This is a genomic window from Pseudomonas sp. GW823-FHT02F05 (genome assembly GCF_058797315.1).
This window is the reverse complement of the sequence record NZ_JBXAJM010000004.1, coordinates 268,811-288,682: the sequence shown is the minus strand read 5'-3', so window position 1 is coordinate 288,682 and position 19,872 is coordinate 268,811. Positions and strand designations below refer to the sequence as shown.

Here is a 19,872-nt window from a genome sequence, read left to right as displayed (position 1 = left end):
AAAATAGCGAACCCCTCGAATGCTGTGCTTCGTGGGGATGTCCGCCGCTGTGCTATCGTTGCGGCATCATCCTGGAAAACACTTGAGAGTATCGCTGCATGAACGTGGCTGTCTCGCCCAAAGCGCGCAGTTTGAGTTGGAGACGCCTGTTACTGGTGACGGTGCTGTGCCTGCTTGCGCCGCGCCTATTTGCGCAGACGCCCAGCCTGGCCGAGCACCGTGCGCAGGCGGTCACCCAAGTGGTGCTCGGTATCCTCAGCTACGCCCGTTGGCCGGTTGAGCCTGCGCAATTGCGGCTGTGCATTGTCGGGCCGACTCAGTACACCGATGACCTGGTCAAAGGCACCACCCAGGCCACCGGTCGTCCGGTGCTGGTGCGGCGCCTGCTGGTCGATCATCCGGATATCGTCAATGCCTGTGATGCCGTCTACATCGGCAAAATCACCCCCGACGAACGCAACCGCCTGTTTACCTCATTGATCGGCCATCCCGTACTCAGCATCAGCGAAGGGGGCGACCAATGCACGGTGGGCAGCCTGTTCTGCCTGCGCGTCAGCGATGAGCAGGTGTCGTTCGAGGTCAACCTGGATTCCGTCGCCCGTAGCGGCGTGCGCATCCATCCCAGTGTGTTGCAGTTGTCCCGTCGTCGAGCGCCTGGCTCATGAGTCGCGATAAAGTGCGGCCGACCCTGCGCTCGGTAATTGCCCGCGGGCATATGATCCTGGCGCTGGTAGCAGTGACCCTGGCCAGTGTGTCCCTGACCCTGCTGGGCGTACTTGCCCTGCGGGTTTACGCCGAGCACAACCTGCACCTGATCGCCCGCTCGATCAACTACACCGTGGAAGCAGCCGTGGTGTTCAACGACAGTGCGGCAGCCACCGAAGCCCTGAGCCTGATTGCCTCGACCGAAGAAGTGGCCCAGGCAGAAGTATTCGATATCAACGGCAAGTTGCTTGCGCGCTGGGTTCGCCCGGAAACCGGCATGTTGTCACGGGTCGAGCTGCAAATAGCGCACGCCCTGCTCGAACAGCCCATCAGCCAGCCGATCCTGCGCCAGGGGCAAACCGTCGGCAGCATCCATCTGGTCGGCCACGGTGGCAGCCTGTTGCGCTTCTTGCTCAGTGGCTTGATCGGGATTCTGATCTGCACCGCCCTCAGCGCCTGGGTGGCGTTGCATCTGTCACGGCGTCTGTTAAATGGTATCACCGTGCCATTGCAACGCCTGGCTGCCGTCGCCCACGCCGCCCGCAGCGAGCGAGACTTCGACCGCCGCGTACCCTCGGCGCAGATCGCCGAACTCGACAGTCTGGGCAGCGACTTCAACGCCCTGCTCGGTGAGATGGAGGCCTGGCAAAGCCACCTGCAAAGCGAAAACGAAACCCTGGCCCACCAGGCCAGCCACGACAGCCTCACCGGCCTGCCCAACCGCGCGTTCTTCGAAGGCCGGCTGATCCGTGCCCTGCGCAGCGCGGCCAAGGTCAATGAGCGGGTGGCGGTGCTGTTCCTCGACAGCGACCGCTTCAAAGACATCAACGACAGCTTCGGTCACGCCGCTGGCGATGCCGTGCTGGTGGCCGTTGCCGACCGCGTGCGGGCGCAACTGCGCGAGGACGACCTGGTGGCGCGCCTGGGCGGTGATGAATTCGCGGTATTGCTGGCGCCCCTGCACAAGGCCGAAGACGCCCAGCGCATCGCCGACAAAATCATTGCCAGCATGGACATGCCGATTCCACTGCCTGGCGACACCCAGGTGTTGACCTCCCTCAGTATCGGCATTGCGATTTATCCCGAGCATGGTGCCACGCCAGGCACCTTGCTCAACGCTGCCGACGCGGCGATGTACCAGGCCAAACGATTGTCTTCGGGCGGCCAGCAAACGGCGGAGTCGGAGCACCCCGTCGCCAACGTTCAACACAGGAGTTGATTCCCTTGTTCGCTAACACACGCGTTTTATTTATTTCTTTGCTCGTGGCCTTCCTGGCCCTCAGCGGCTGCCAGACGCCACCCAAAGGCCTGACCCCGGCGCAAGTCGCCGTGCTCAAGCAGCAAGGCTTCGAGCTGACCGATGAAGGCTGGGCCTTCGGCCTGTCCGGCAAAGTGCTGTTTGGCAGCGACGTCGAAACCCTCAACAAACCCAGCACCGACATCGTCGAACGCATCGGCCAGGCCCTGGTAGGCGCGGGTATCGAGCGTGTGCGTGTCGACGGCCACACCGACGCCTCGGGCAAAGAGCCCTACAACGTGGCCCTGTCCCTGCGCCGCGCCAAAAGCGTGGGCAAGGTGCTGACCCGCATGGGCATGAAAGAAGAAAACATCCAACTGCGCGGCCTGGGCAGCAGCGAGCCGGTGGCGCCGAATACGACCACAGCAGGCCGCACCGAGAATCGCCGGGTATCAATTGTAGTGATCGCAGACTAAGCGGGTTCTCCTTTCCCAAGCTGAAATGCAATCCAATGTGGGAGGGGGCAAGCCCCTCTCACAGTTGTTCTGCGATGTGCTAGCAAGAATGTTCGCTCAACGGCTCGGTGTCATCGCCTGCGTCAAGTCATCCACCACGGCCTTGCCCCTCTCATACATATAATGCGCGGCCCATGCGTATTGGTCGCCGCGAAAACCTACCAACGACCATTAGGAGTTTTCTCTGTAGGAAAGACCTGTCATGACGAATTTTAATGGCTGGGCTGATGAAGTTTCGCTTTTTCGCAAATGGTGGGCTTAGTTAAATGGACGCTATAAGTAACTACCGTAAAGGATTGCGATGACTATAAATGTCAGTCATTTTCGCCAGGAAGTATCTAAAGTCAGGCTTTCAAAAGATGCATTTGCTGAGCTATTGACGATAAGAGAGTTGTTCGAGACGGTAAGTCAAGGTGTTAGATTCGATACCAAGGTCGCTTACATTAATCCTTTACAGTCAAGCGTGCTGAGAGAGGAGCTGAATAGAATACGAAATATGATCGATCATGAAAGTCATGTCTTGATTCTCGATGGCTTTAAGGTGGATAAACTTTCAACGTTCAAATCTCTGGTGTGGACATTCGGTTCCTTACTCGGTGTCCCAATGGTACAGAATCATCTTGGTCATAAAGTGATTGAGGTTTATGACCGAGGTGGCAAAAGCATTGAGGAAGGTGCGAGATACCATCAGACCCGTCAAGGCGCCTATGTACATAACGATGGTGTGAGCGACCCGTTGCCTATCGATTACTTGATCCTGGCCTGTGGACAGAAAGCACTTTTAGGAGGTGAGAGCATTCTCATCGATGCAAGCGCGGTATACGCCGAGCTGATGGCGTTCCCAGAAGTATTGGAAGCGCTCAAATGCGACTTCTTTTTTGAGAATCGCGGCATGTCAGAGGATGAAAAACTGTTTAAAGCCCCCATCCTCAGCTTTTCCAGTGAAGGTATTCCACTGATCAGATACTTTCGAGTCTACATTGAGTCAGCTCACCTTAAGGCAGGAGTGCCTTTAACAGCAGCTCAAACCCAGGCACTGGACTTTCTGGATACCGTTCTCGATCAGTCATCGGTTCAGCATCGAGTACTGCTGGAGCCAGGGCAAGTGCTTATTTCAGCCGATAACAAGTTTCTGCATACGCGCACGCACTTCATTGATATGAACGCTCCACGTTCCGAAATCAATGATGCTGAGCCTTTGAGTGATCTTAATCGTTATATGCTACGGCTGTGGTTACGCAAACGATGATGCATCGGTATTCATAACGTAAGTCCTCCCATATCCGCCATAAGCCGAGCCCCATGGACAACTCCGATATCGCGATCACGTTGGTCTTGATTTCTGCCTTTATGCACGCCACTTGGAATGCCGTAGTTCGCGCCGGTAGCAGTCGCTTCATGACCTTGGCCATGGTCGACGGCACCGCGCTAGTGATATGCCTGCTGGCGTTGCCGTTTGTAAGTGTGCCTAGCCTGGAGGTATGGGGCTATATACTCGTCTCTGTGGTGCTCAATACGGTCTACCGGCTATTTTTGATTAAAGCGTACGAAACGGGTGACTTCGGTCAGGTTTACCCGGTGATGCGTGGGGTGCCGCCCGTATTGGTCGTGCTGTTTTCTTACTTTCTGCTGCATGAACAGTTGTCCTCCCAGGCGTTGACGGGAGTGTTGCTGATTTGTGTGGGGATTATCAGCTTGACCTTTGTGCGCAGGATGACGGCGCAGATGTTCAAGCCGATCCTGATGGCGGTGTGCGCCGGTGCGTTTATTGCGTCTTACACGGTGGTGGATGCTAAAGGTGTAAGAGCCAGTGAGACGGTGCTGCAGTACATTATTTACCTGACAGTATTCCAAAGTATCCCGATCCCGATGCTGGCGTTTTCCAAAGAACGTTCAAACTTGGCTCGTGCGATACGTGGGCACTGGCGAGTTGGGCTATTAGGCGGTGTTTTTTACCTGGCGTCTTACGGATTGGTGTTGTTTGCCTTGTCGCTGGACGCGGTGGCCAAGGTCTCAGCTCTGCGGGAAACCAGTGTTATTATCGGCGCCATTATTGCTGCGCTGTTCTTTCACGAACGGTTCGGTTGGCGACGGATGCTTTCGGCGTTCGTCATTGTTTGCGGGATCATTTTGATCAAAGTGAGCACCTGATGGCCCAGCGTCCGCCCCCCACACCTATGCTTCAGGCGTTCGTCAGCGCAGCGCAAACCGGTAGTTTCGCCCGTGCAGCGTCTGAGCTTAACCTCACCGCCAGTGCCATTAGCCATCAAATCGCGGGCTTGGAGGAATGGTGGGGCGTGTCGTTGTTTGAGCGGCACTCACGCGGCGTCAAGCTGACTGCAGCAGGGCAGGCTCTGTTGCCAGTTACCGATGAGTTTTTCAAGGCGCTGGATGGGGTATTGCATTCACTCAATCCCGGTAAGTCCCAACCGTTATACCTATCCTGCACGTCTTCCCTCTGTTCGACGTGGCTAATCCCCAGGATGCACGGCTCTCACACGCAGGCTTCATTCAACCTGGATCTGGTGTTGACCAGCGCCGACATGAGCAGCTCCAGCCTGGAGGCCCATCAATACGATGTCGCTGTGGTGATGGGGTACGGTGACTATCCGGATCATCATGTCGAACTGTTGATGCGCGACGCCGTATTCCCCGTGTGTTCGCCCGATTTTCTGCGGTTGAAGGGCGGCATTGTTCTGGAGGATGTCGCCCGCTATCCGCTGATTCATCGGGTGGACGATCAGGTATGTCCGGGGTGGGAAAGCTGGTTTGCGTTTCAGGGGCTGGCGCCGCCGCCTTATCACCACGGGCCGAGATTTCCGGATTCGAGCCTGGCGATCAGCTTGGCGGTGAAGGGCGGAGGGATTGCGCTGGGCAGGACTGCGTTGGTGTATGACCAACTGGAAGACGGTGCGTTAGTTGCGTTGAATAGCCCTGTGATGATGTCCCCTGCGGCCTACTACATCATTTGTCGAAACGGGCGTCAGTCGGAGCCGGAGATTGCTCGGCTGATTGAATGGCTCAAGAACAGCGCGGGTGAGTTTCTGCGCGAAGTTCGGCTTCGGCATCCGCAAATTGCTGCAGCAGGAGCGGTCTAAAGGTAGGAAGCCTCTGTTGCTCCTTTTAGCTTCGCAAACCTGATCTCCCGCGTCTGCCCCATCAACAACCCCTGATTCTGCTCTGTCACTTCCCGAATGTAATCCCACAACAAAGTAATCCGCTTCAACTTCCTCAAATCCTCCCGGCAATACATCCAGAACTGCCGCGTAATCGCAATCTGCTCTCCCAGCACCGGCAGCAAGCGCGGGTCCTGCGCGGCCAGAAAGCACGGCAATATCGCCATCGACCGGCCTTGCTGGGCCGCCACGTACTGCGCGATCACGCTGGTACTGCGCAAACTGGCGCTGGCGCCGGGCACCACATTGGCCAGGTACAGCAACTCTGAGCTGAAGGCCAAATCATCCACATAGCTGATAAACGGATGTTCGGCCAGATCCGCAGGTTTGCGGATCGGCGGGTGTTGGTCGAGGTAGTCCTGGGTGGCGTACAACTGCAATTTGTAGTCGCACAGTTTGCAGCACACATACGGTCCGTGTTCCGGGCGTTCCAGGGCGATGACGATGTCGGCTTCGCGCTTGGACAGGCTGATGAAGTGGGGCAGGGGCAGGATATCCACCGAGATCGCTGGATAAGTGTCGACGAAATGGCTCAGTTGCGGGGTGACGAAGAAGCTGCCGAAGCCTTCGGTGCAACCCATGCGCACATGGCCGGAAAGTGCCACGCCGGACCCGGACACCTGTTCGCAGGCCATGTGCAGGGTGCTTTCAATGGATTCGGCATAACCCAGCAACCGCTGGCCTTCGCTGGTGAGCACGAAGCCGTTGGTCCGGGATTTTTCGAACAGCAGCGTGCCGAGGGACACTTCCAGAGAGCTGATGCGCCGCGACACGGTGGTGTAGTCCACCGCCAGGCGCTTGGCGGCCACGCTAGCCTTGCGGGTGCGGGCTACTTCGAGGAAAAACTTCAGGTCATCCCAGTTCAGGGCGCCCAGGGAGGTGATGTTTTTTTGCATATTGGACCGGCTTTTATGTGCGTTCTTATTAGAGATTTGCACATCTATACTCCAAAAACAGTCCGAACGCCTCATTCTTCAAGGCGATTCAACGCCTTGGTTCTCTGCATAACTACAAGATTCTGGAGACCCCATGAACGCATCTGCCGATATTTCCGTGCAACAGGTCAAGTTGCTGATCAACGGTGAGTGGGTCGAGTCCAAGACCACCGAGTGGCAAGACATCGTCAACCCGGCCACCCAGCAAGTGCTGGCCAAAGTCCCGTTTGCCACCGCCGATGAAGTCAACGCGGCCATCGACGCTGCCCATCAAGCGTTCCAGACCTGGAAACTCACGCCGATCGGCGCGCGCATGCGCATCATGCTTAAGCTCCAAGCCTTGATCCGCGAACATTCCAAGCGCATTGCTGTAGTCCTCAGCTCCGAGCAGGGCAAGACCATTGCCGATGCCGAGGGCGATATTTTTCGTGGCCTGGAAGTGGTGGAGCACGCTTGTTCCATTGGCACCCTGCAAATGGGTGAGTTCGCCGAGAACGTGGCCGGCGGCGTGGATACCTACACCCTGCGCCAGCCTATCGGCGTATGCGCCGGCATCACCCCGTTCAACTTCCCGGCGATGATTCCGCTGTGGATGTTCCCGATGGCGATTGCCTGCGGTAACACCTTTGTACTCAAGCCTTCCGAGCAAGACCCGTTGTCGACCATGCTGCTGGTGGAGCTGGCGCTGGAAGCCGGTGTGCCAGCCGGCGTGCTCAACGTGGTGCATGGCGGCAAGAGCGTGGTGGATGCACTCTGCACTCACACAGACATCAAGGCGGTGTCCTTCGTCGGTTCGACGGCTGTGGGCACCCATGTCTACGACCTGGCCGGCAAACACGGCAAGCGTGTGCAGTCGATGATGGGCGCCAAGAACCATGCGGTGGTGCTGCCGGATGCCAACCGTGAACACACCCTCAATGCCCTGGTCGGTGCCGGTTTCGGCGCGGCGGGCCAGCGTTGCATGGCTACCTCGGTGGTAGTGCTGGTGGGCGCGGCCAAGCAGTGGCTGCCAGACCTCAAAGCGCTGGCACAAAAGCTCAAGGTCAACGCCGGCAGTGAAGCGGGCACGGATGTCGGCCCGGTGATCTCCAAGCGTGCCAAGGCGCGTATCCTGGAGCTTATTGAAAGCGGTGTGAAGGAAGGCGCCAAGCTGGAGCTCGATGGCCGCGATATCAAGGTGCCGGGCTTCGAGCAAGGCAACTTTGTCGGCCCGACCCTGTTCTCGGGCGTGACCACCGACATGCGCATCTACACCGAGGAAATCTTCGGCCCGGTGCTGGTGGTACTGGAAGTCGAGACACTCGATCAAGCCATCGCCCTGGTCAACGCCAATCCGTTTGGCAACGGTACAGGCCTGTTCACCCAGAGCGGTGCGGCGGCGCGTAAATTCCAGAGCGAAATCGATGTGGGCCAGGTCGGCATCAACATCCCCATCCCGGTGCCAGTGCCGTTCTTCAGCTTCACAGGCTCCCGCGGTTCCAAGCTCGGCGAGCTGGGCCCTTACGGCAAGCAAGTGGTGCAGTTCTACACTCAGACCAAAACCGTCACCAGCCGCTGGTTTGATGACGACACGGTCAACGATGGCGTCAACACCACCATCAACCTGCGCTGAACTCGGGAGACGACCATGAAAATTGCATTCATCGGCCTGGGCAACATGGGTGCGCCCATGGCCCGCAACCTGATCAAGGCTGGGCACGCGCTTAACCTGTTCGACCTGAACCAGGCGGTACTCAAGGAACTCGCCGAACTGGGCGGCACCATCAGCCACTCACCGCGTGATGCGGCCCAAGGTGCCGAACTGGTGATTACCATGCTGCCGGCAGCCGCCCATGTGCGCAGCGTGTGGCTGAATGAAGACGGTGTACTCGCCGGCATCGGCGAAGGCATCCCCGCCGTGGATTGCAGCACCATTGACCCGCAAACCATCCGTGAAGTAGCGGCTGCGGCAGCCAAACAAGGTGTGGCAGTGGCCGATGCGCCGGTCTCCGGTGGCACCGGCGGTGCCCAGGCCGGGACGCTGACCTTCATGGTCGGCGCCAACCCGGAATTGTTCGCCACCCTGCAACCGGTGCTGGCGCAGATGGGCCGCAACATCGTGCACTGTGGTGATGTCGGCACCGGGCAAATCGCCAAGATCTGCAACAACCTGCTGCTGGGTATCAGCATGGTCGGCGTCAGTGAGGCCATGGCCCTGGGCGATGCACTTGGTATTGATACACAAGTGCTGGCCGGCATCATCAACAGCTCCACGGGGCGCTGCTGGAGTTCCGATACCTACAATCCTTGGCCAGGCGTGATCGAGACCGCGCCATCATCGCGTGGCTATACCGGTGGTTTTGGTGCCGACCTGATGCTCAAGGACCTGGGCCTTGCGACTGAGGCTGCGCGCCAGGCGCATCAGCCGGTGATTCTCGGCGCAGTGGCCCAGCAGTTATATCAGTCGATGAGCCAGCGAGGGGAAGGGGGCAAGGACTTCTCGGCGATCATCAACAGCTATCGCAAGCCCAAATAAATACCTGTAGCGAGGGAGCAAGCTCCCTCGCCACAGGTTTTGCTGGGTCAGGCAAACACAAAATACTTACGCACAGTCTCGACCACTTCCCACGTCCCCTTCATCCCTGGCTCCACTACAAAGATATCCCCAGCGCGCAGATGGATCGGCTCCATGCCTTCAGGCGTGATCACGCAGTAGCCTTCCTGGAAATGGCAGTATTCCCACTTCACGTATTCCACGTACCACTTGCCCGGTGTGCAGATCCAGGTGCCCATGATCTTGCTGCCGTCTTCGCTGGTGTAGGCGTTGAGGTTGACAGTGTGCGGGTCACCTTCGAGCTTTTCCCATTTGCAGGCATCCAGGACCGGCAGTGGGTGGGTGTCGCGCAGTACGGTGATGGGCTTGGACATGATGACTCCGAGGCAGGGAAGGGAAAGCTCAACCCTAAGGCCTCGGGCGTTGCGCCAGTGGTCTGAACTCGACATTGGGATGCCCAGAAGCGCAGTCACCTGAACACCGCGGTCCCCTGTTGGAGCCGGGCTTGCCCGCGATGGCGGTGGCACAGCGAGCATCTCCATTGCCTGACACTCCGCTATCGCTGGCAAGCCAGGCTCCCACACGAGGTCGTGGCGTATCTGAGCGACAGATCTGTGCATCAAACCGATGTTTCCTCGCAGTAACTGCGAAAGATTTCCCGTATCGCGCCAGAATTCGCAAGAAAATTCACACCCCTCCCTCGTATCATTCACCTCAGTAACGAGTGAGAGCCTTGCAATGAACCCAATAAAAACGTGGTGGGATATCAGCCCGCCCTTGAGCACGGCCACCCCGACCTGGCCGGGTGATACGCCGTTTCAGGAAGAGCGTGTGTGGCAGTTCGGCCCGGAGTGCCCGGTGAATGTGGGGCGCGTGACCCTGTCGCCGCACACCGGCGCCCATGTGGATGCGCCGCTGCATTACAGCGCTGATGGCGCGCCGATTGGCGAGGTGTCGCTGGATGTGTATATGGGGCCGTGCCGGGTATTGCACTGCCTGGGCAGCGGCGCCCTGGTGCAGCCGCATCAGTTGCAAGGGCGTGTGGATAACCTGCCCGAGCGCGTGCTGCTGCGCACTTATCCACAAGCTCCGCTCACCGACTGGGATTCGAACTTCACCGCCATCGCCCCCCAGACCATTGAGCTGCTGGCCAGCCTGGGGGTGCGCCTGATCGGTATCGATACGCCGTCCCTGGACCCGCAACAATCCAAGACCATGGATTCGCACAACGTCGTGGCGCGCCATGGCATGGCGATCCTCGAAGGCATCGTGCTCGATGACGTACCGGAGGGCGACTATGAACTGATCGCGCTGCCGCTGCGCTTCGCCAACCTGGACGCGAGCCCCGTGCGCGCCATTCTCCGCCCGCTCAAGGAGCCCACGCGATGAGCCAATGTCCTTTTTCAGCTGATTACCAACCGCCGGAAGAATGGCATAACGCCGAATTGAATTTCTCCGAGTCCATGAGCTATGGCGACTACCTGGACCTGGGCAAAGTCCTCAGCGCCCAGCACCCCCTGTCGCCAGACCACAACGAAATGCTCTTTATCATCCAGCACCAGACCTCTGAGCTGTGGATGAAACTGATGCTTCACGAACTCAAGGCCGCCCGCGAACATGTGCGCCTGGGTGAGCTGCCGCCGGCGTTCAAGATGCTGGCGCGGGTGTCGCGGATCTTCGATCAACTGGTGCACGCCTGGGCGGTGCTGGCGACCATGACACCGTCGGAGTACAAGGCGATTCGCCCGTTCCTGGGGCAGTCGTCGGGGTTCCAGTCGTTCCAGTACCGCGAGATCGAATTCATCCTCGGCAACAAAAGCCCGGCGCTGCTGCGGCCCCATGCTCATCGCCCGGAGTTGCTGCAGCAATTGCAGGTGGCGATTGCCACGCCGTCGTTGTATGACGAGGCGGTGAACCTGATGATCAAGGCAGGGCTGGCGATTGACCCTCAGCGCGCCGAACGCGACCCGACGGCGGCCACGGTGCACGATGAATCGGTGGAAGCGGCGTGGCGCGAGGTGTATCGCGACCCGAATCGCTACTGGGACTTGTATCAATTGGCCGAGAAGTTTATCGACCTGGAAGATTCGTTCCGCCAGTGGCGCTTCCGGCATGTCACCACGGTGGAGCGCATCATCGGCTTCCAGCCGGGTACTGGTGGTACTGAAGGCGTGGGGTACCTGCGCAAGATGCTCGACACGGTACTGTTCCCTGAACTCTGGCGAGTACGTTCCACGCTCTAATAAAAAAGCCCCGGATTACCGGGGCTTTTTTCTAGGTGAAATACAGTCAATTGTGGGAGCTGGCTTGCCTGCGATTGCGGTGTATCAGTCGGCTCATCCATTGGCTGACACGCCGCAATCGCGGTCAAGCCCGCTCCCACAGGGGTTACTGCGCCACGGCAACTTTCCCGTTTCTGATCCTAAACCGGTAGGCGATATAGATAATCCCCACCCATACCGGCATCGCGTACACCGACTCACGAATTCCCGGAATCGCCAGCATCACCCCGATGATCATCACCATGAAGGCCAGACACAGGTAGTTGCTGAACGGGAACCAGAAGGTCTTGAACGACGGCGTCACGCCTTGCTCGCCCATGGCCTTGCGGAACTTGATGTGGGTCAGGCTGATCAGCGCCCAGTTGATCATCAACGAAGCAACCACCAAGGCAAACAGCAACTCCAGCGCACTGTGCGGCGCGACGTAGTTGACCACCACGCACAGCATGGTCACCAGCGCCGAAATCGCCAACGCCCGCAGCGGCACGCCTTGCTTGTTGAGCTTCATCAGCGCCTTGGGCGCGTCACCTTGCTCGGCCAGGCCGAACAGCATGCGGCTGTTGCAGTACACGCCGCTGTTGTACACCGACAACGCCGCGGTCAGCACCACGAAGTTGAGGATGTGGGCGGCGGTGTCGTTGCCGATCAGCGAGAAGATCTGCACAAACGGGCTACCGCTGTAGGCATCGCCTGACGCGCCGAGGGTTTGCAGCAGTTGATCCCACGGGTACAGCGACAACAGCACGGTCAGCGCACCTACATAGAAAATCAGTATGCGGTACACCACCTGGTTGATCGCTTTGGGGATGACCTTGCGTGGTTCGCTGGCCTCGGCGGCGGTGATGCCGACCAGTTCCAGGCCACCGAACGAGAACATGATGAAGGCCATCGACATCAACAGCCCCATGCCGCCATTGGGGAAGAAACCACCGTGGCTCCACAGGTTGCTGACCGAGGCCTGGGGGCCGCCGGTGCCGCTGAACAGCAGGTAGCAGCCGAGCACGATCATGCCGACAATCGCCACCACCTTGATGATCGCAAACCAGAATTCGGCTTCACCGAAGAACTTCACGTTCAGGGTGTTGATCAGGTTCACCGCGACGAAGAACACCAGCGCGCTGACCCAGGTTGGGATCTCCGGCCACCAGAACTGGATGTACTTGCCCACCGCCGTCAACTCGGCCATGCCCACCAGCACGTAGAGCACCCAGTAGTTCCAGCCCGCCAGGAAGCCTGCGTAACCGCCCCAGTATTTATGTGCGAAGTGGCTGAAGGAACCGGCCACCGGCTCTTCGACGATCATCTCGCCGAGCTGGCGCATGATCAGGAACGCGATAAACCCGGCTACCGCATAACCCAGGATCATCGACGGCCCCGCCGACTTGAGTACCCCGGCCGAGCCGAGGAACAAGCCTGTACCAATCGCACCTCCCAAGGCGATCAGCTGAATGTGCCGGTTCTTCAGGCCTCGCTTGAGGCCCACCGGGTTAACCATGTCATCCGCCATTAACATTCCCTTCTACTTGTTTTTCTCAAGGGTGATTGCACGCCGCATCGGCCCCTCAGAACTGCTGAGGGTCAGATATTACTCTGCGTAAACTTTTCGTAATACAGCTGAACGCCATCAAGTGCCTGATCCGCCAGCCATTGCTGGATGGATTCGACCATCGGAGGGGGGCCGCACACGTACATATCCGCCGATCTGTCCCGCAGTTCGGCCAGGTCGAAATGCTCGGTGAGGTAGCCGCGTTTGCCCGTCCACTCGGCTGAGGCGTCGCTCAGCACTTCGGTGTAGCGAAAGTTCGGGATTTTTGCCGCGTAGGCGTGGATACGCGCCGCTTCACATAAATCTTCGGCGCCGCGCACGCCGTAGTACAGGTGCACAGGTTGCGTGCAGCCGTTGACGGCCAGCTCATCAAGCATACCCAGCAACGCCGACAACCCGGTGCCGCCCGCCACCAGTACCAACGGTTGGGTGACGTGCCGCAGATAAAACGCACCCAAGGGCGCCTCCATCAACATTTCATCACCTACCTGGCAGCGTTCACGCAGGTAGTTGCTCATGACTCCATCGGGCAGCAGGCGTACCAGGAACTGCAACTGATTACCCGGCCGGTTGGCGAAGGAGTAGGAGCGCCAGCTATCGGTGCCGGGCACCGACAGACGCGCATATTGGCCCGGCAAAAAATCCAGTGGCTGGTCCAGTTGCACCTGCAAGATGGCGGTGCTGGTCGAGACCTGCTGCACCGCGCTCACCGTGCCGCGTACCTGCACGGGCCCGGGGGCGTTGCACAGGCTCGAATCGAAGTCGAAATAGAAGGTGGCGTCGGACTTCACCCGGGTCTGGCAACTGAGCATCTTGCGCTGTTGCAGGTCGAGGCTGGAAAGGGCTTCGTCGTCGACATAGTCCTGGGTGTACTCGCCGGATTCGCAACGCCCCTGGCAGGTTCCGCACACGCCTTCGCGGCAATCGAGCGGGATCTTGATGCCGTTGCGCAGGGCCGCGTCCAACAGGATTTCATGGGCGCCCACCGGGAAGAACAGGGTCTTGCCATCGGCAAAGCTGAAGGCCACTTTGTGATTCATTGATGAAACTCCAAGCGTGCCCCTGTGGCGAGGGAGCTTGCTCCCGCTGGGCTGCGAAGCTGCCCCAAAAAACTGGGAGCGCTGCGCACTCCAGCGGGAGCACGCTCCCTCGCCACAAGGGGGATGTGCTGGTTTTAAAGGTGATAGAAATCCAGCACCGAGTTGATGGTGTCGTTGAGCAGCAAGGCGTGCTTGCGCATGATCAGCCAGCTGTCGCCCTCGGGCTTGAGGCGATAGGTTGCATGCCCATAGAACTGCTCGGACGTGGCCAGGCGATAAAACAACGTGTGCCAGTTCAAACGCACCTCCAAGGTGCCGTCACTTTGTTCGGCAATGCGTACGTTATTGATCAGGTGCAAGGTGCGCGGCATCGGAGTGGCAGAGGCGGCTTTGCCGGTGCGCAGGCGGAACACGCGGTCTTCCAGGCCCGAGCGGTTGGCGTAGTAGATCAACGACATCTCGCGCTTGGGGTCTTGGGTGTAGACGTGTTCGGAATCCCATTGCGGCAGGTGGAATTCGCTCTGCGGGTCGAACAACTGCACGTAGGCGTCCCAGTCCTGGGCGTCGCACAGTTCGGACTTGCGGTAGAAGAACTGCTCGATCTGGTACTGCAATTGCGCATTCATCATTTCACCTCCCGCAGTGTCAGGGCTCGCTCGTCCAAACCCTTGAGCAGAAACTGCTGCCAGTTGCGATGCTGGTTGACGTACAAGCCTTCATGGGTGAATTCGGTGCCGGTCATCGCCGGTTGGATGCCAATGGCCTCGCTGTTGGGCGTCGGCCCGGTCTCCCAGCGATGGCTGCCGCGAGAAATATCGCTCCAGCGCTCCAGGCGGCCCTGGAAACCGCGCTGGGCTTCGCGAAATTCCACCAGGTCGTCGGGCGTGCCCATGCCCGCGACGTTGAAGAAGTCCTCGAACTGGCGGATCCGGTTTTCGCGATCGGCGTCGGACTCACCTCTCACGCCCAGGCACTGGCTGATGATCTCGGTCTTGTTCCAGGCCGCCGGGCGGATGATGCGCAACTGCGAGCTGATCTGGTCGAGAAAGAACAGGCTGGGGTAGATGTTCAGGTTGCGTAGGCGGTGCATCATCCACTCGGCCTTCTGCTGGCCGTGTTCTTCTACCAGGCGCGGCATGATGGTGGCGTAGCCGGAGCGCACGCTGGGGTTGGGCATGTCGCTAAACAGCACGCTATGGCCGTTGTTGAAGGCAAACCAGCCATCGTCGGTATTCGCGTCGCCGGCGCCGAGCTTGCTGTAGTCCAGCGTCGTGCTGGAACCTGCGCCGTTCTCGGTGTTGACCTGCTGGCGATGCTGCACGGTGGCCACGTAGTTGTAGTGCACGGTGCTGACGTGATAACCGTCCAGGCCGTTTTCGTTTTGCAGCTTCCAGTTGCCGTCGTAGGTGTAGGCGGACTTGCCTGGCAGCACTTCCAGCTCACCGGTGGCCGATTGCGCCACCATCATGTCGAAGAACACTTTGGCGTCGCCCAGGAAATCTTCCAGGCTGTTGGTGCCGTTCACGTCCAGGCTGATAAACACAAAGCCCTTGTAGCTGTCGATGCGCGCTTTTTTCAGGCCGCGGGTGGCCTTGTCGAAACCTTCCGGGTATTCCCCGGGCGCCTTGACCTTCACCAGTCGGCCATCGCTCTTGTAGCACCAGGCGTGGAACGGGCAGGTGAAGGTGGATTGGTTGCCCTTGCCCACGCGGGTGAGGGTAGTGCCGCGATGCTGGCAGGCGTTGATCAGCGCGTTGAGCCGGCCTTCGCCGTCACGGGTGATGATCATCGGCTGGCGCCCGGCGCGCATCGTCACGAAGTCGTGGTTATTGGCCAGTTCGCTTTCGTGGCAGGCGTAGATCCAGTTTTTTTCGAAGATCAGCTCCATCTCCAGGTCGAACAGTTCGGGCTCGGTGAACATGTCGCGGGCGATGCGGAACACTTCATCTGCCGGGCGAAAGTCCAGGCAGCTTTCGATAAAGGTTTTCCACTGCTCGACGGTTCTTGCACCACTCATGGGAGGCACCTTTTGATCATGGCTAAACGGTGAGCCATTAAGCGGCTGCAATGCGGTAGCGGGCTATCCGCTTAATGGGGGAACGCAGGCCGCAAAGTTGGGCAACAAATACCCATGGCGGTGCGCGCAGGTGACGGCATGCGCTACTGTGATGGTGGGCGATGGTCGTAGAACCCTGGGATTTATCCACATAGTCGACCCTTACTATCCACCCAGTGGCCACGCTGCTGGCGTGGCCTGGAACTTGCTGTCGAGGTTCAACGACGCGCCGCCAGAGCGCGCAAATGCCTAACCGCCGTGGGTGCACCCTGATGAGTAGCCAGACACGCGATATTCATATTCAACGCTTCGACCTGGAAGGCGCGCGCAGCTGGATGTCCGGCATCTGCGGGCCCCATCGCCTGGCGACGGCCACCCCCGAACGCCTGCGCTTTCACCACAGCGCCAACGTGTTCAAATCCCGCGCCACCACCCTGGGCGTGATCGAGTACGGTACCGATGTGACCATCGACATCGAAGACGCCGAGCACTTCAGCAGCTACAGCTTGAGCCTGCCGCTGGTGGGCGAGCAGGAGCTGAGCAAGAACGGTGAGCGCCTCAGTTCCAACCGCGACCAGGGCGTGATCATTTCACCCAATGAGCATCAGGTGCTGGCGATTTCCGGTGACTGCCGCAAGTTGCAGGTGGTGATCACCCGCGCGGCGATGAGCGAGTCACTGGAAGGTTTGCTGCAACGGCCCATCGATGCACCGCTGCGGTTTGAGTCGGTGATGGATGCTGTGGACGGAGCACCGGCCTCGTGGTGGCGCATGGCGCGATACTTCATCGCCGAACTGGAATGCAGCAGCGAGTTGTACGAGCAGGCGGCGTTTACCCGTGACCTGGAAAGCTCGCTGATCAAGGGGCTGATCCTGGCCCAACCCAATAACTACTCTGAAGAACTGCGCGAGGTTCTGGGGGTGAAACTGCCGCACTACTTGATCCGTGCGCGGCAATTCATCCACGACAACGCCCGTGAAGTGCTGCACCTGGAAGACCTGGAAGCGGCAGCGGGCGTGTCGCGGTTCAAACTGTTCGATGCGTTTCGCAAGTACTTCGCACTGTCGCCCATGGCGTATCTGAAGAAGCATCGGTTGGGGGCGGTGCGCCAGGAGATTCTGGAGCAGGGCTCAATGCGCACTATTTCTGAAATCGCCCTGGGCTGGGGGTTTACGCACCTGGGGCGGTTTTCGGCGGAATACCGCAAGTTGTTCGATGAGTCGCCCAGCCAGACATTGCAACGCAAGCGCCTGCGCAGCCTTTGAAACCAATGAAGATCAAATGTAGGAGCGAGCTTGCTCGCGAAAAACGTTAACGATAACGCGTGCTTGCTGGATGAACGCGGCGCCTGTGAGTTTTTCGCGAGCAAGCTCGCTCCTACAAGGGAATTGCGGTGTTTGGGAAAATCTCAGATCAACTCTTCAACCAGTTGCAGGCAATGAGTCAGCCCCGGCGACTGGTCATTCACCCGCCGGCTCAGAATGATCGGCGAAGTCGCAGTGGTCTCCACAATCGGCGTATAGCCAATATCCGCCCGATGCAGCACCTGCACCGACGCCGGCACCAACGTCACCCCCATACCTGCGCCCACCAGGCCAATAGCGGTCTGCAATTCGTTGGTCCACTGCGCCACCTTCAGGCTCAAGCCATGGGCGTCGAACAGCGCGATCACATGGTCGGCATAACTGGGGCGCGGGTTGCCGGGGTAGAGCACAAAGGGTTCGCCGGCCAACTGGGCGAGGGTGGCCGGGGCGCCCAGCAACGGGTGACCACTGGGCAGCACTGCTACCAGGCGGTCCTCCACCAGTACGCGCTGGACGATGGCCGGATCGTCGATGCGAATCCGCCCGAAGCCTACGTCAATGCGGCCAGCCTTGAGCGCTTCGACCTGCTGCAAAGTGGTCATCTCCGACAAACCCAGCTCCAGCTCCAGGGCCTCGTGAGTGCGCAGGCGCCGAATCAGCTCCGGCAGCACGCCATACAAGGTCGACGGCGCAAAGCCGATGCCCAGCCAGGTTTTCTCGCCTTGGCCGATGCGCCGGGTGGTGTCGCAGACCTTGCCCAGTTGTTCGAGCAGCATATTGGCATGCTCATAGAAAAACCGTCCGGCCTCTGTCAGCCGCAAGGGCCGGCTGCGCTCCAGCAGCACCACCCCCAGTTCGTCCTCCAGTTGCTGGATCTGCCGGCTCAAAGGCGGCTGGGCGATATGCAAGCGTTCGGCAGCTCGGGTGAAGTTGAGGGTCTCGCCCAGCACCTGGAAATAGCGCAAGTGACGCAGTTCCATATCGACTCCTTTCATACCTTGAGGGTATCGCACGAGACCAATTCTATATTGGAAGCCCGAAAAAATGCGGAACAGAATCGACGTAAATTTATAAAGAACCCAATGGGTATTGCCATGCCGATTTGCACCATCGAGTCGATTGAAACTGTCATCGTCGACCTGCCCACCCTTCGCCCGCACAAGCTGGCGATGCACACGATGCAAAACCAGACCCTTGTCATCATTCGCCTGCGTTGCACCGACGGCATCGAAGGCATCGGTGAAGCCACCACCATCGGCGGCCTGAGCTACGGCAACGAGAGCCCCGACAGCATCAAGGTCAACATCGACTGTCACTTCGCGCCGCTGTTGATCGGCCAGGACGCGAGTAACGTCAACGCGGCGATGTTGCGCCTGGAGCGCAGTATTCGCGGCAACACCTTTGCCAAGTCCGGTATCGAAAGCGCCTTGCTCGACGCCCTCGGCAAACGCCTCGGGCTGCCGGTCAGCGAGCTGCTGGGCGGGCGTGTGCGTGATGCGTTGCCGGTGGCCTGGACCCTGGCCAGCGGTAATACCGAACAGGACATCAACGAGGCCGAGAAGATGCTCGACCTGCGCCGCCACCGTCTCTTCAAATTGAAGATCGGCGCGGGGGAGGTCAACCGCGACCTGGCCCATGTGATCGCGATCAAAAAAGCCCTGGGCGAGCGCGCCAGTGTGCGCGTCGACGTCAACCAGGCCTGGGATGAAGCCGTGGCCCTGCGGGCGTGCAAGGTGCTCGGCGACAACGGTATCGACCTGATCGAACAACCGATCTCGCGCAACAACCGTGGTGGTATGACTCGGCTCAACCTGTCGAGCCCGGTGCCGATCATGGCCGATGAGTCCATCGAGTGTGTCGAGGATGCATTCAACCTGGCCCGTGAAGGCTCGGCCACAGTGTTCGCCCTCAAGATCGCCAAGAATGGCGGCCCTCGCGCTGTATTGCGCACGGCGGCGATTGCCGAAGCGGCTGGCATCGGCCTGTACGGCGGCACCATGCTCGAAGGCGGCATTGGCACCCTGGCTTCGGCCCATGCCTTTCTCACGCTGAACACCCTGGCGTGGGGCACCGAATTGTTCGGCCCGCTGTTGCTCACCGAAGACATCCTCACCGAGCCACCGGTGTACCGCGATTTCCAGCTGCACGTTTCCAGCGCGCCGGGCCTGGGCCTGGCGCTCGATGAAGAGCGCCTGGCGTTCTTTCGCCGTGACAAACACTAAGAGGCCTCTGCCATGTTGTTCCACGTAAAAATGACCGTGAACCTTCCCCTCGATATGCACCCCGAGCGTGCCGCCAGCCTCAAGGCCGAGGAGAAAGCCTTGGCTCAGCGCCTGCAAGAGGAGGGCAAATGGCGCCACCTGTGGCGCATCGCCGGGCATTACGCCAACTACAGCGTGTTCGATGTCGACAGCGTGCAGGAGCTGCACGACCTGCTGATGCAACTGCCGTTGTTCCCCTACATGGCCATCGAAGTGAACGCGCTGTGCCGCCATCCGTCGTCGATCCATGCGGACGACCGCTGAGCCGGCTTCCACCTATAA

At 59.4% G+C, this 19,872-nt stretch carries 20 protein-coding genes and 1 pseudogene; 13 read left to right on the top strand and 8 right to left on the bottom strand.

Annotated features, from left to right (window positions below; all coding sequences use genetic code 11):
* Positions 1-98 precede the first annotated feature (98 nt).
* Genes yfiR through yfiB form a run of 3 tightly spaced genes read left to right on the top strand, consistent with a single transcriptional unit; the run spans position 99 to position 2,418 of the window.
* Complete coding sequence (yfiR, locus tag AC1RAC_RS08075; protein WP_034128794.1) at positions 99-665, top strand: regulatory sequestration protein YfiR; 567 nt, start codon at positions 99-101, stop codon at positions 663-665.
* On the top strand, positions 662-1,924 hold the full coding sequence (gene dgcN / locus AC1RAC_RS08070) for a diguanylate cyclase DgcN/YfiN (protein WP_034128793.1): 1,263 nt from the start codon (positions 662-664) through the stop codon (positions 1,922-1,924). Before yfiR ends, dgcN begins: the two co-directional genes overlap by 4 nt.
* Before the next feature lie 5 nt (positions 1,925-1,929).
* Positions 1,930-2,418: an outer membrane lipoprotein YfiB gene (gene yfiB / locus AC1RAC_RS08065; protein WP_072447278.1), complete on the top strand. Its 489-nt coding sequence runs from the start codon at positions 1,930-1,932 to the stop codon at positions 2,416-2,418.
* A gap of 96 nt (positions 2,419-2,514) precedes the next feature.
* Here the strand turns inward: yfiB and AC1RAC_RS08060 are convergent.
* Positions 2,515-2,610, bottom strand: a pseudogene (locus AC1RAC_RS08060) (DUF3077 domain-containing protein); the annotation flags it as partial.
* 148 nt (positions 2,611-2,758) lie between these two features.
* On the opposite strand from AC1RAC_RS08060, the gene AC1RAC_RS08055 reads away from it, so the two are divergent.
* The 3 genes from AC1RAC_RS08055 to AC1RAC_RS08045 are packed head-to-tail and all read left to right on the top strand — an operon-like array spanning position 2,759 to position 5,555.
* Positions 2,759-3,706 carry a TauD/TfdA family dioxygenase gene (locus AC1RAC_RS08055; RefSeq protein ID WP_089042341.1) on the top strand — a complete coding sequence of 316 codons (948 nt, stop codon included), beginning with the start codon at positions 2,759-2,761 and terminating at the stop codon, positions 3,704-3,706.
* A gap of 53 nt (positions 3,707-3,759) precedes the next feature.
* Positions 3,760-4,608, top strand: coding sequence for an EamA family transporter (locus AC1RAC_RS08050; RefSeq protein ID WP_463388737.1), 849 nt, complete (start codon positions 3,760-3,762; stop codon positions 4,606-4,608).
* Positions 4,608-5,555, top strand: coding sequence for a LysR substrate-binding domain-containing protein (locus tag AC1RAC_RS08045; RefSeq protein WP_492616481.1), 948 nt, complete (start codon positions 4,608-4,610; stop codon positions 5,553-5,555). Before AC1RAC_RS08050 ends, AC1RAC_RS08045 begins: the two co-directional genes overlap by 1 nt.
* Here AC1RAC_RS08045 and AC1RAC_RS08040 read toward each other — a convergent pair.
* Positions 5,552-6,529 carry a LysR family transcriptional regulator gene (locus AC1RAC_RS08040; protein WP_054896998.1) on the bottom strand — a complete coding sequence of 326 codons (978 nt, stop codon included), beginning with the start codon at positions 6,527-6,529 and terminating at the stop codon, positions 5,552-5,554. The two genes, AC1RAC_RS08045 and AC1RAC_RS08040, sit on opposite strands and share 4 nt — an antisense overlap.
* A gap of 133 nt (positions 6,530-6,662) precedes the next feature.
* On the opposite strand from AC1RAC_RS08040, the gene AC1RAC_RS08035 reads away from it, so the two are divergent.
* Positions 6,663-8,180: a CoA-acylating methylmalonate-semialdehyde dehydrogenase gene (locus tag AC1RAC_RS08035; RefSeq protein WP_492616480.1), complete on the top strand. Its 1,518-nt coding sequence runs from the start codon at positions 6,663-6,665 to the stop codon at positions 8,178-8,180.
* A 15-nt stretch (positions 8,181-8,195) separates the two neighbouring features.
* Complete coding sequence (gene mmsB / locus AC1RAC_RS08030) at positions 8,196-9,083, top strand: 3-hydroxyisobutyrate dehydrogenase (protein WP_127881043.1); 888 nt, start codon at positions 8,196-8,198, stop codon at positions 9,081-9,083.
* Positions 9,084-9,130: 47 nt separating this feature from the next.
* On the opposite strand, the gene AC1RAC_RS08025 is transcribed toward mmsB, so the two are convergent.
* A complete protein-coding gene (locus AC1RAC_RS08025) occupies positions 9,131-9,475 on the bottom strand; it encodes a cupin domain-containing protein (protein WP_003230905.1) in 345 nt (114 codons plus the stop codon).
* A 364-nt stretch (positions 9,476-9,839) separates the two neighbouring features.
* On the opposite strand from AC1RAC_RS08025, the gene kynB reads away from it, so the two are divergent.
* Both kynB and kynA read left to right on the top strand, forming a co-directional pair.
* Positions 9,840-10,490 (top strand): arylformamidase, encoded by a 651-nt coding sequence (gene kynB / locus AC1RAC_RS08020; protein WP_181125032.1) that lies wholly within the window; start codon positions 9,840-9,842, stop codon positions 10,488-10,490.
* Entirely contained in the window at positions 10,487-11,344 is an 858-nt protein-coding gene (gene kynA / locus AC1RAC_RS08015) for a tryptophan 2,3-dioxygenase (protein ID WP_054896994.1), read from the top strand. Before kynB ends, kynA begins: the two co-directional genes overlap by 4 nt.
* A gap of 145 nt (positions 11,345-11,489) precedes the next feature.
* On the opposite strand, the gene AC1RAC_RS08010 is transcribed toward kynA, so the two are convergent.
* From AC1RAC_RS08010 to antA, 4 genes are all read right to left on the bottom strand, one after another.
* Positions 11,490-12,890, bottom strand: coding sequence for an amino acid permease (locus tag AC1RAC_RS08010; RefSeq protein ID WP_044274391.1), 1,401 nt, complete (start codon positions 12,888-12,890; stop codon positions 11,490-11,492).
* Positions 12,891-12,961: 71 nt separating this feature from the next.
* On the bottom strand, positions 12,962-13,969 hold the full coding sequence (gene antC, locus AC1RAC_RS08005; RefSeq protein WP_057975035.1) for an anthranilate 1,2-dioxygenase electron transfer component AntC: 1,008 nt from the start codon (positions 13,967-13,969) through the stop codon (positions 12,962-12,964).
* A 134-nt stretch (positions 13,970-14,103) separates the two neighbouring features.
* Positions 14,104-14,595 carry an anthranilate 1,2-dioxygenase small subunit gene (gene antB, locus AC1RAC_RS08000; protein ID WP_492616479.1) on the bottom strand — a complete coding sequence of 164 codons (492 nt, stop codon included), beginning with the start codon at positions 14,593-14,595 and terminating at the stop codon, positions 14,104-14,106.
* On the bottom strand, positions 14,595-15,986 hold the full coding sequence (gene antA / locus AC1RAC_RS07995) for an anthranilate 1,2-dioxygenase large subunit (protein ID WP_492616478.1): 1,392 nt from the start codon (positions 15,984-15,986) through the stop codon (positions 14,595-14,597). Before antA ends, antB begins: the two co-directional genes overlap by 1 nt.
* 311 nt (positions 15,987-16,297) lie before the next feature.
* Between antA and AC1RAC_RS07990 the strand changes: the two genes are divergently transcribed.
* Complete coding sequence (locus AC1RAC_RS07990) at positions 16,298-17,290, top strand: AraC family transcriptional regulator (protein WP_060764185.1); 993 nt, start codon at positions 16,298-16,300, stop codon at positions 17,288-17,290.
* 143 nt (positions 17,291-17,433) lie between these two features.
* On the opposite strand, the gene AC1RAC_RS07985 is transcribed toward AC1RAC_RS07990, so the two are convergent.
* Positions 17,434-18,309 carry a LysR family transcriptional regulator gene (locus AC1RAC_RS07985; protein WP_492616477.1) on the bottom strand — a complete coding sequence of 292 codons (876 nt, stop codon included), beginning with the start codon at positions 18,307-18,309 and terminating at the stop codon, positions 17,434-17,436.
* A gap of 114 nt (positions 18,310-18,423) precedes the next feature.
* On the opposite strand from AC1RAC_RS07985, the gene AC1RAC_RS07980 reads away from it, so the two are divergent.
* Entirely contained in the window at positions 18,424-19,551 is a 1,128-nt protein-coding gene (locus tag AC1RAC_RS07980; RefSeq protein ID WP_034128800.1) for a muconate cycloisomerase family protein, read from the top strand.
* Positions 19,552-19,563: 12 nt separating this feature from the next.
* Positions 19,564-19,854: a muconolactone Delta-isomerase gene (gene catC, locus AC1RAC_RS07975; protein WP_054921514.1), complete on the top strand. Its 291-nt coding sequence runs from the start codon at positions 19,564-19,566 to the stop codon at positions 19,852-19,854.
* Positions 19,855-19,872: the final 18 nt, after the last annotated feature.

Coding starts and splice junctions, on each gene's coding strand:
- antA (WP_492616478.1), bottom strand. CDS start 15,986: ATGAGTGGTGCAAGAACCGTCGAGCAGTGGAAAACCTTTATCGAAAGC.
- kynB (WP_181125032.1), top strand. CDS start 9,840: ATGAACCCAATAAAAACGTGGTGGGATATCAGCCCGCCCTTGAGCACG.
- catC (WP_054921514.1), top strand. CDS start 19,564: ATGTTGTTCCACGTAAAAATGACCGTGAACCTTCCCCTCGATATGCAC.
- kynA (WP_054896994.1), top strand. CDS start 10,487: ATGAGCCAATGTCCTTTTTCAGCTGATTACCAACCGCCGGAAGAATGG.
- AC1RAC_RS08035 (WP_492616480.1), top strand. CDS start 6,663: ATGAACGCATCTGCCGATATTTCCGTGCAACAGGTCAAGTTGCTGATC.
- AC1RAC_RS08025 (WP_003230905.1), bottom strand. CDS start 9,475: ATGTCCAAGCCCATCACCGTACTGCGCGACACCCACCCACTGCCGGTC.
- antB (WP_492616479.1), bottom strand. CDS start 14,595: ATGAATGCGCAATTGCAGTACCAGATCGAGCAGTTCTTCTACCGCAAG.
- mmsB (WP_127881043.1), top strand. CDS start 8,196: ATGAAAATTGCATTCATCGGCCTGGGCAACATGGGTGCGCCCATGGCC.
- AC1RAC_RS08045 (WP_492616481.1), top strand. CDS start 4,608: ATGGCCCAGCGTCCGCCCCCCACACCTATGCTTCAGGCGTTCGTCAGC.
- AC1RAC_RS08010 (WP_044274391.1), bottom strand. CDS start 12,890: ATGGCGGATGACATGGTTAACCCGGTGGGCCTCAAGCGAGGCCTGAAG.
- AC1RAC_RS07980 (WP_034128800.1), top strand. CDS start 18,424: ATGCCGATTTGCACCATCGAGTCGATTGAAACTGTCATCGTCGACCTG.
- antC (WP_057975035.1), bottom strand. CDS start 13,969: ATGAATCACAAAGTGGCCTTCAGCTTTGCCGATGGCAAGACCCTGTTC.
- dgcN (WP_034128793.1), top strand. CDS start 662: ATGAGTCGCGATAAAGTGCGGCCGACCCTGCGCTCGGTAATTGCCCGC.
- AC1RAC_RS08055 (WP_089042341.1), top strand. CDS start 2,759: ATGACTATAAATGTCAGTCATTTTCGCCAGGAAGTATCTAAAGTCAGG.
- AC1RAC_RS07990 (WP_060764185.1), top strand. CDS start 16,298: ATGAGTAGCCAGACACGCGATATTCATATTCAACGCTTCGACCTGGAA.
- AC1RAC_RS08040 (WP_054896998.1), bottom strand. CDS start 6,529: ATGCAAAAAAACATCACCTCCCTGGGCGCCCTGAACTGGGATGACCTG.
- AC1RAC_RS07985 (WP_492616477.1), bottom strand. CDS start 18,309: ATGGAACTGCGTCACTTGCGCTATTTCCAGGTGCTGGGCGAGACCCTC.
- yfiR (WP_034128794.1), top strand. CDS start 99: ATGAACGTGGCTGTCTCGCCCAAAGCGCGCAGTTTGAGTTGGAGACGC.
- AC1RAC_RS08050 (WP_463388737.1), top strand. CDS start 3,760: ATGGACAACTCCGATATCGCGATCACGTTGGTCTTGATTTCTGCCTTT.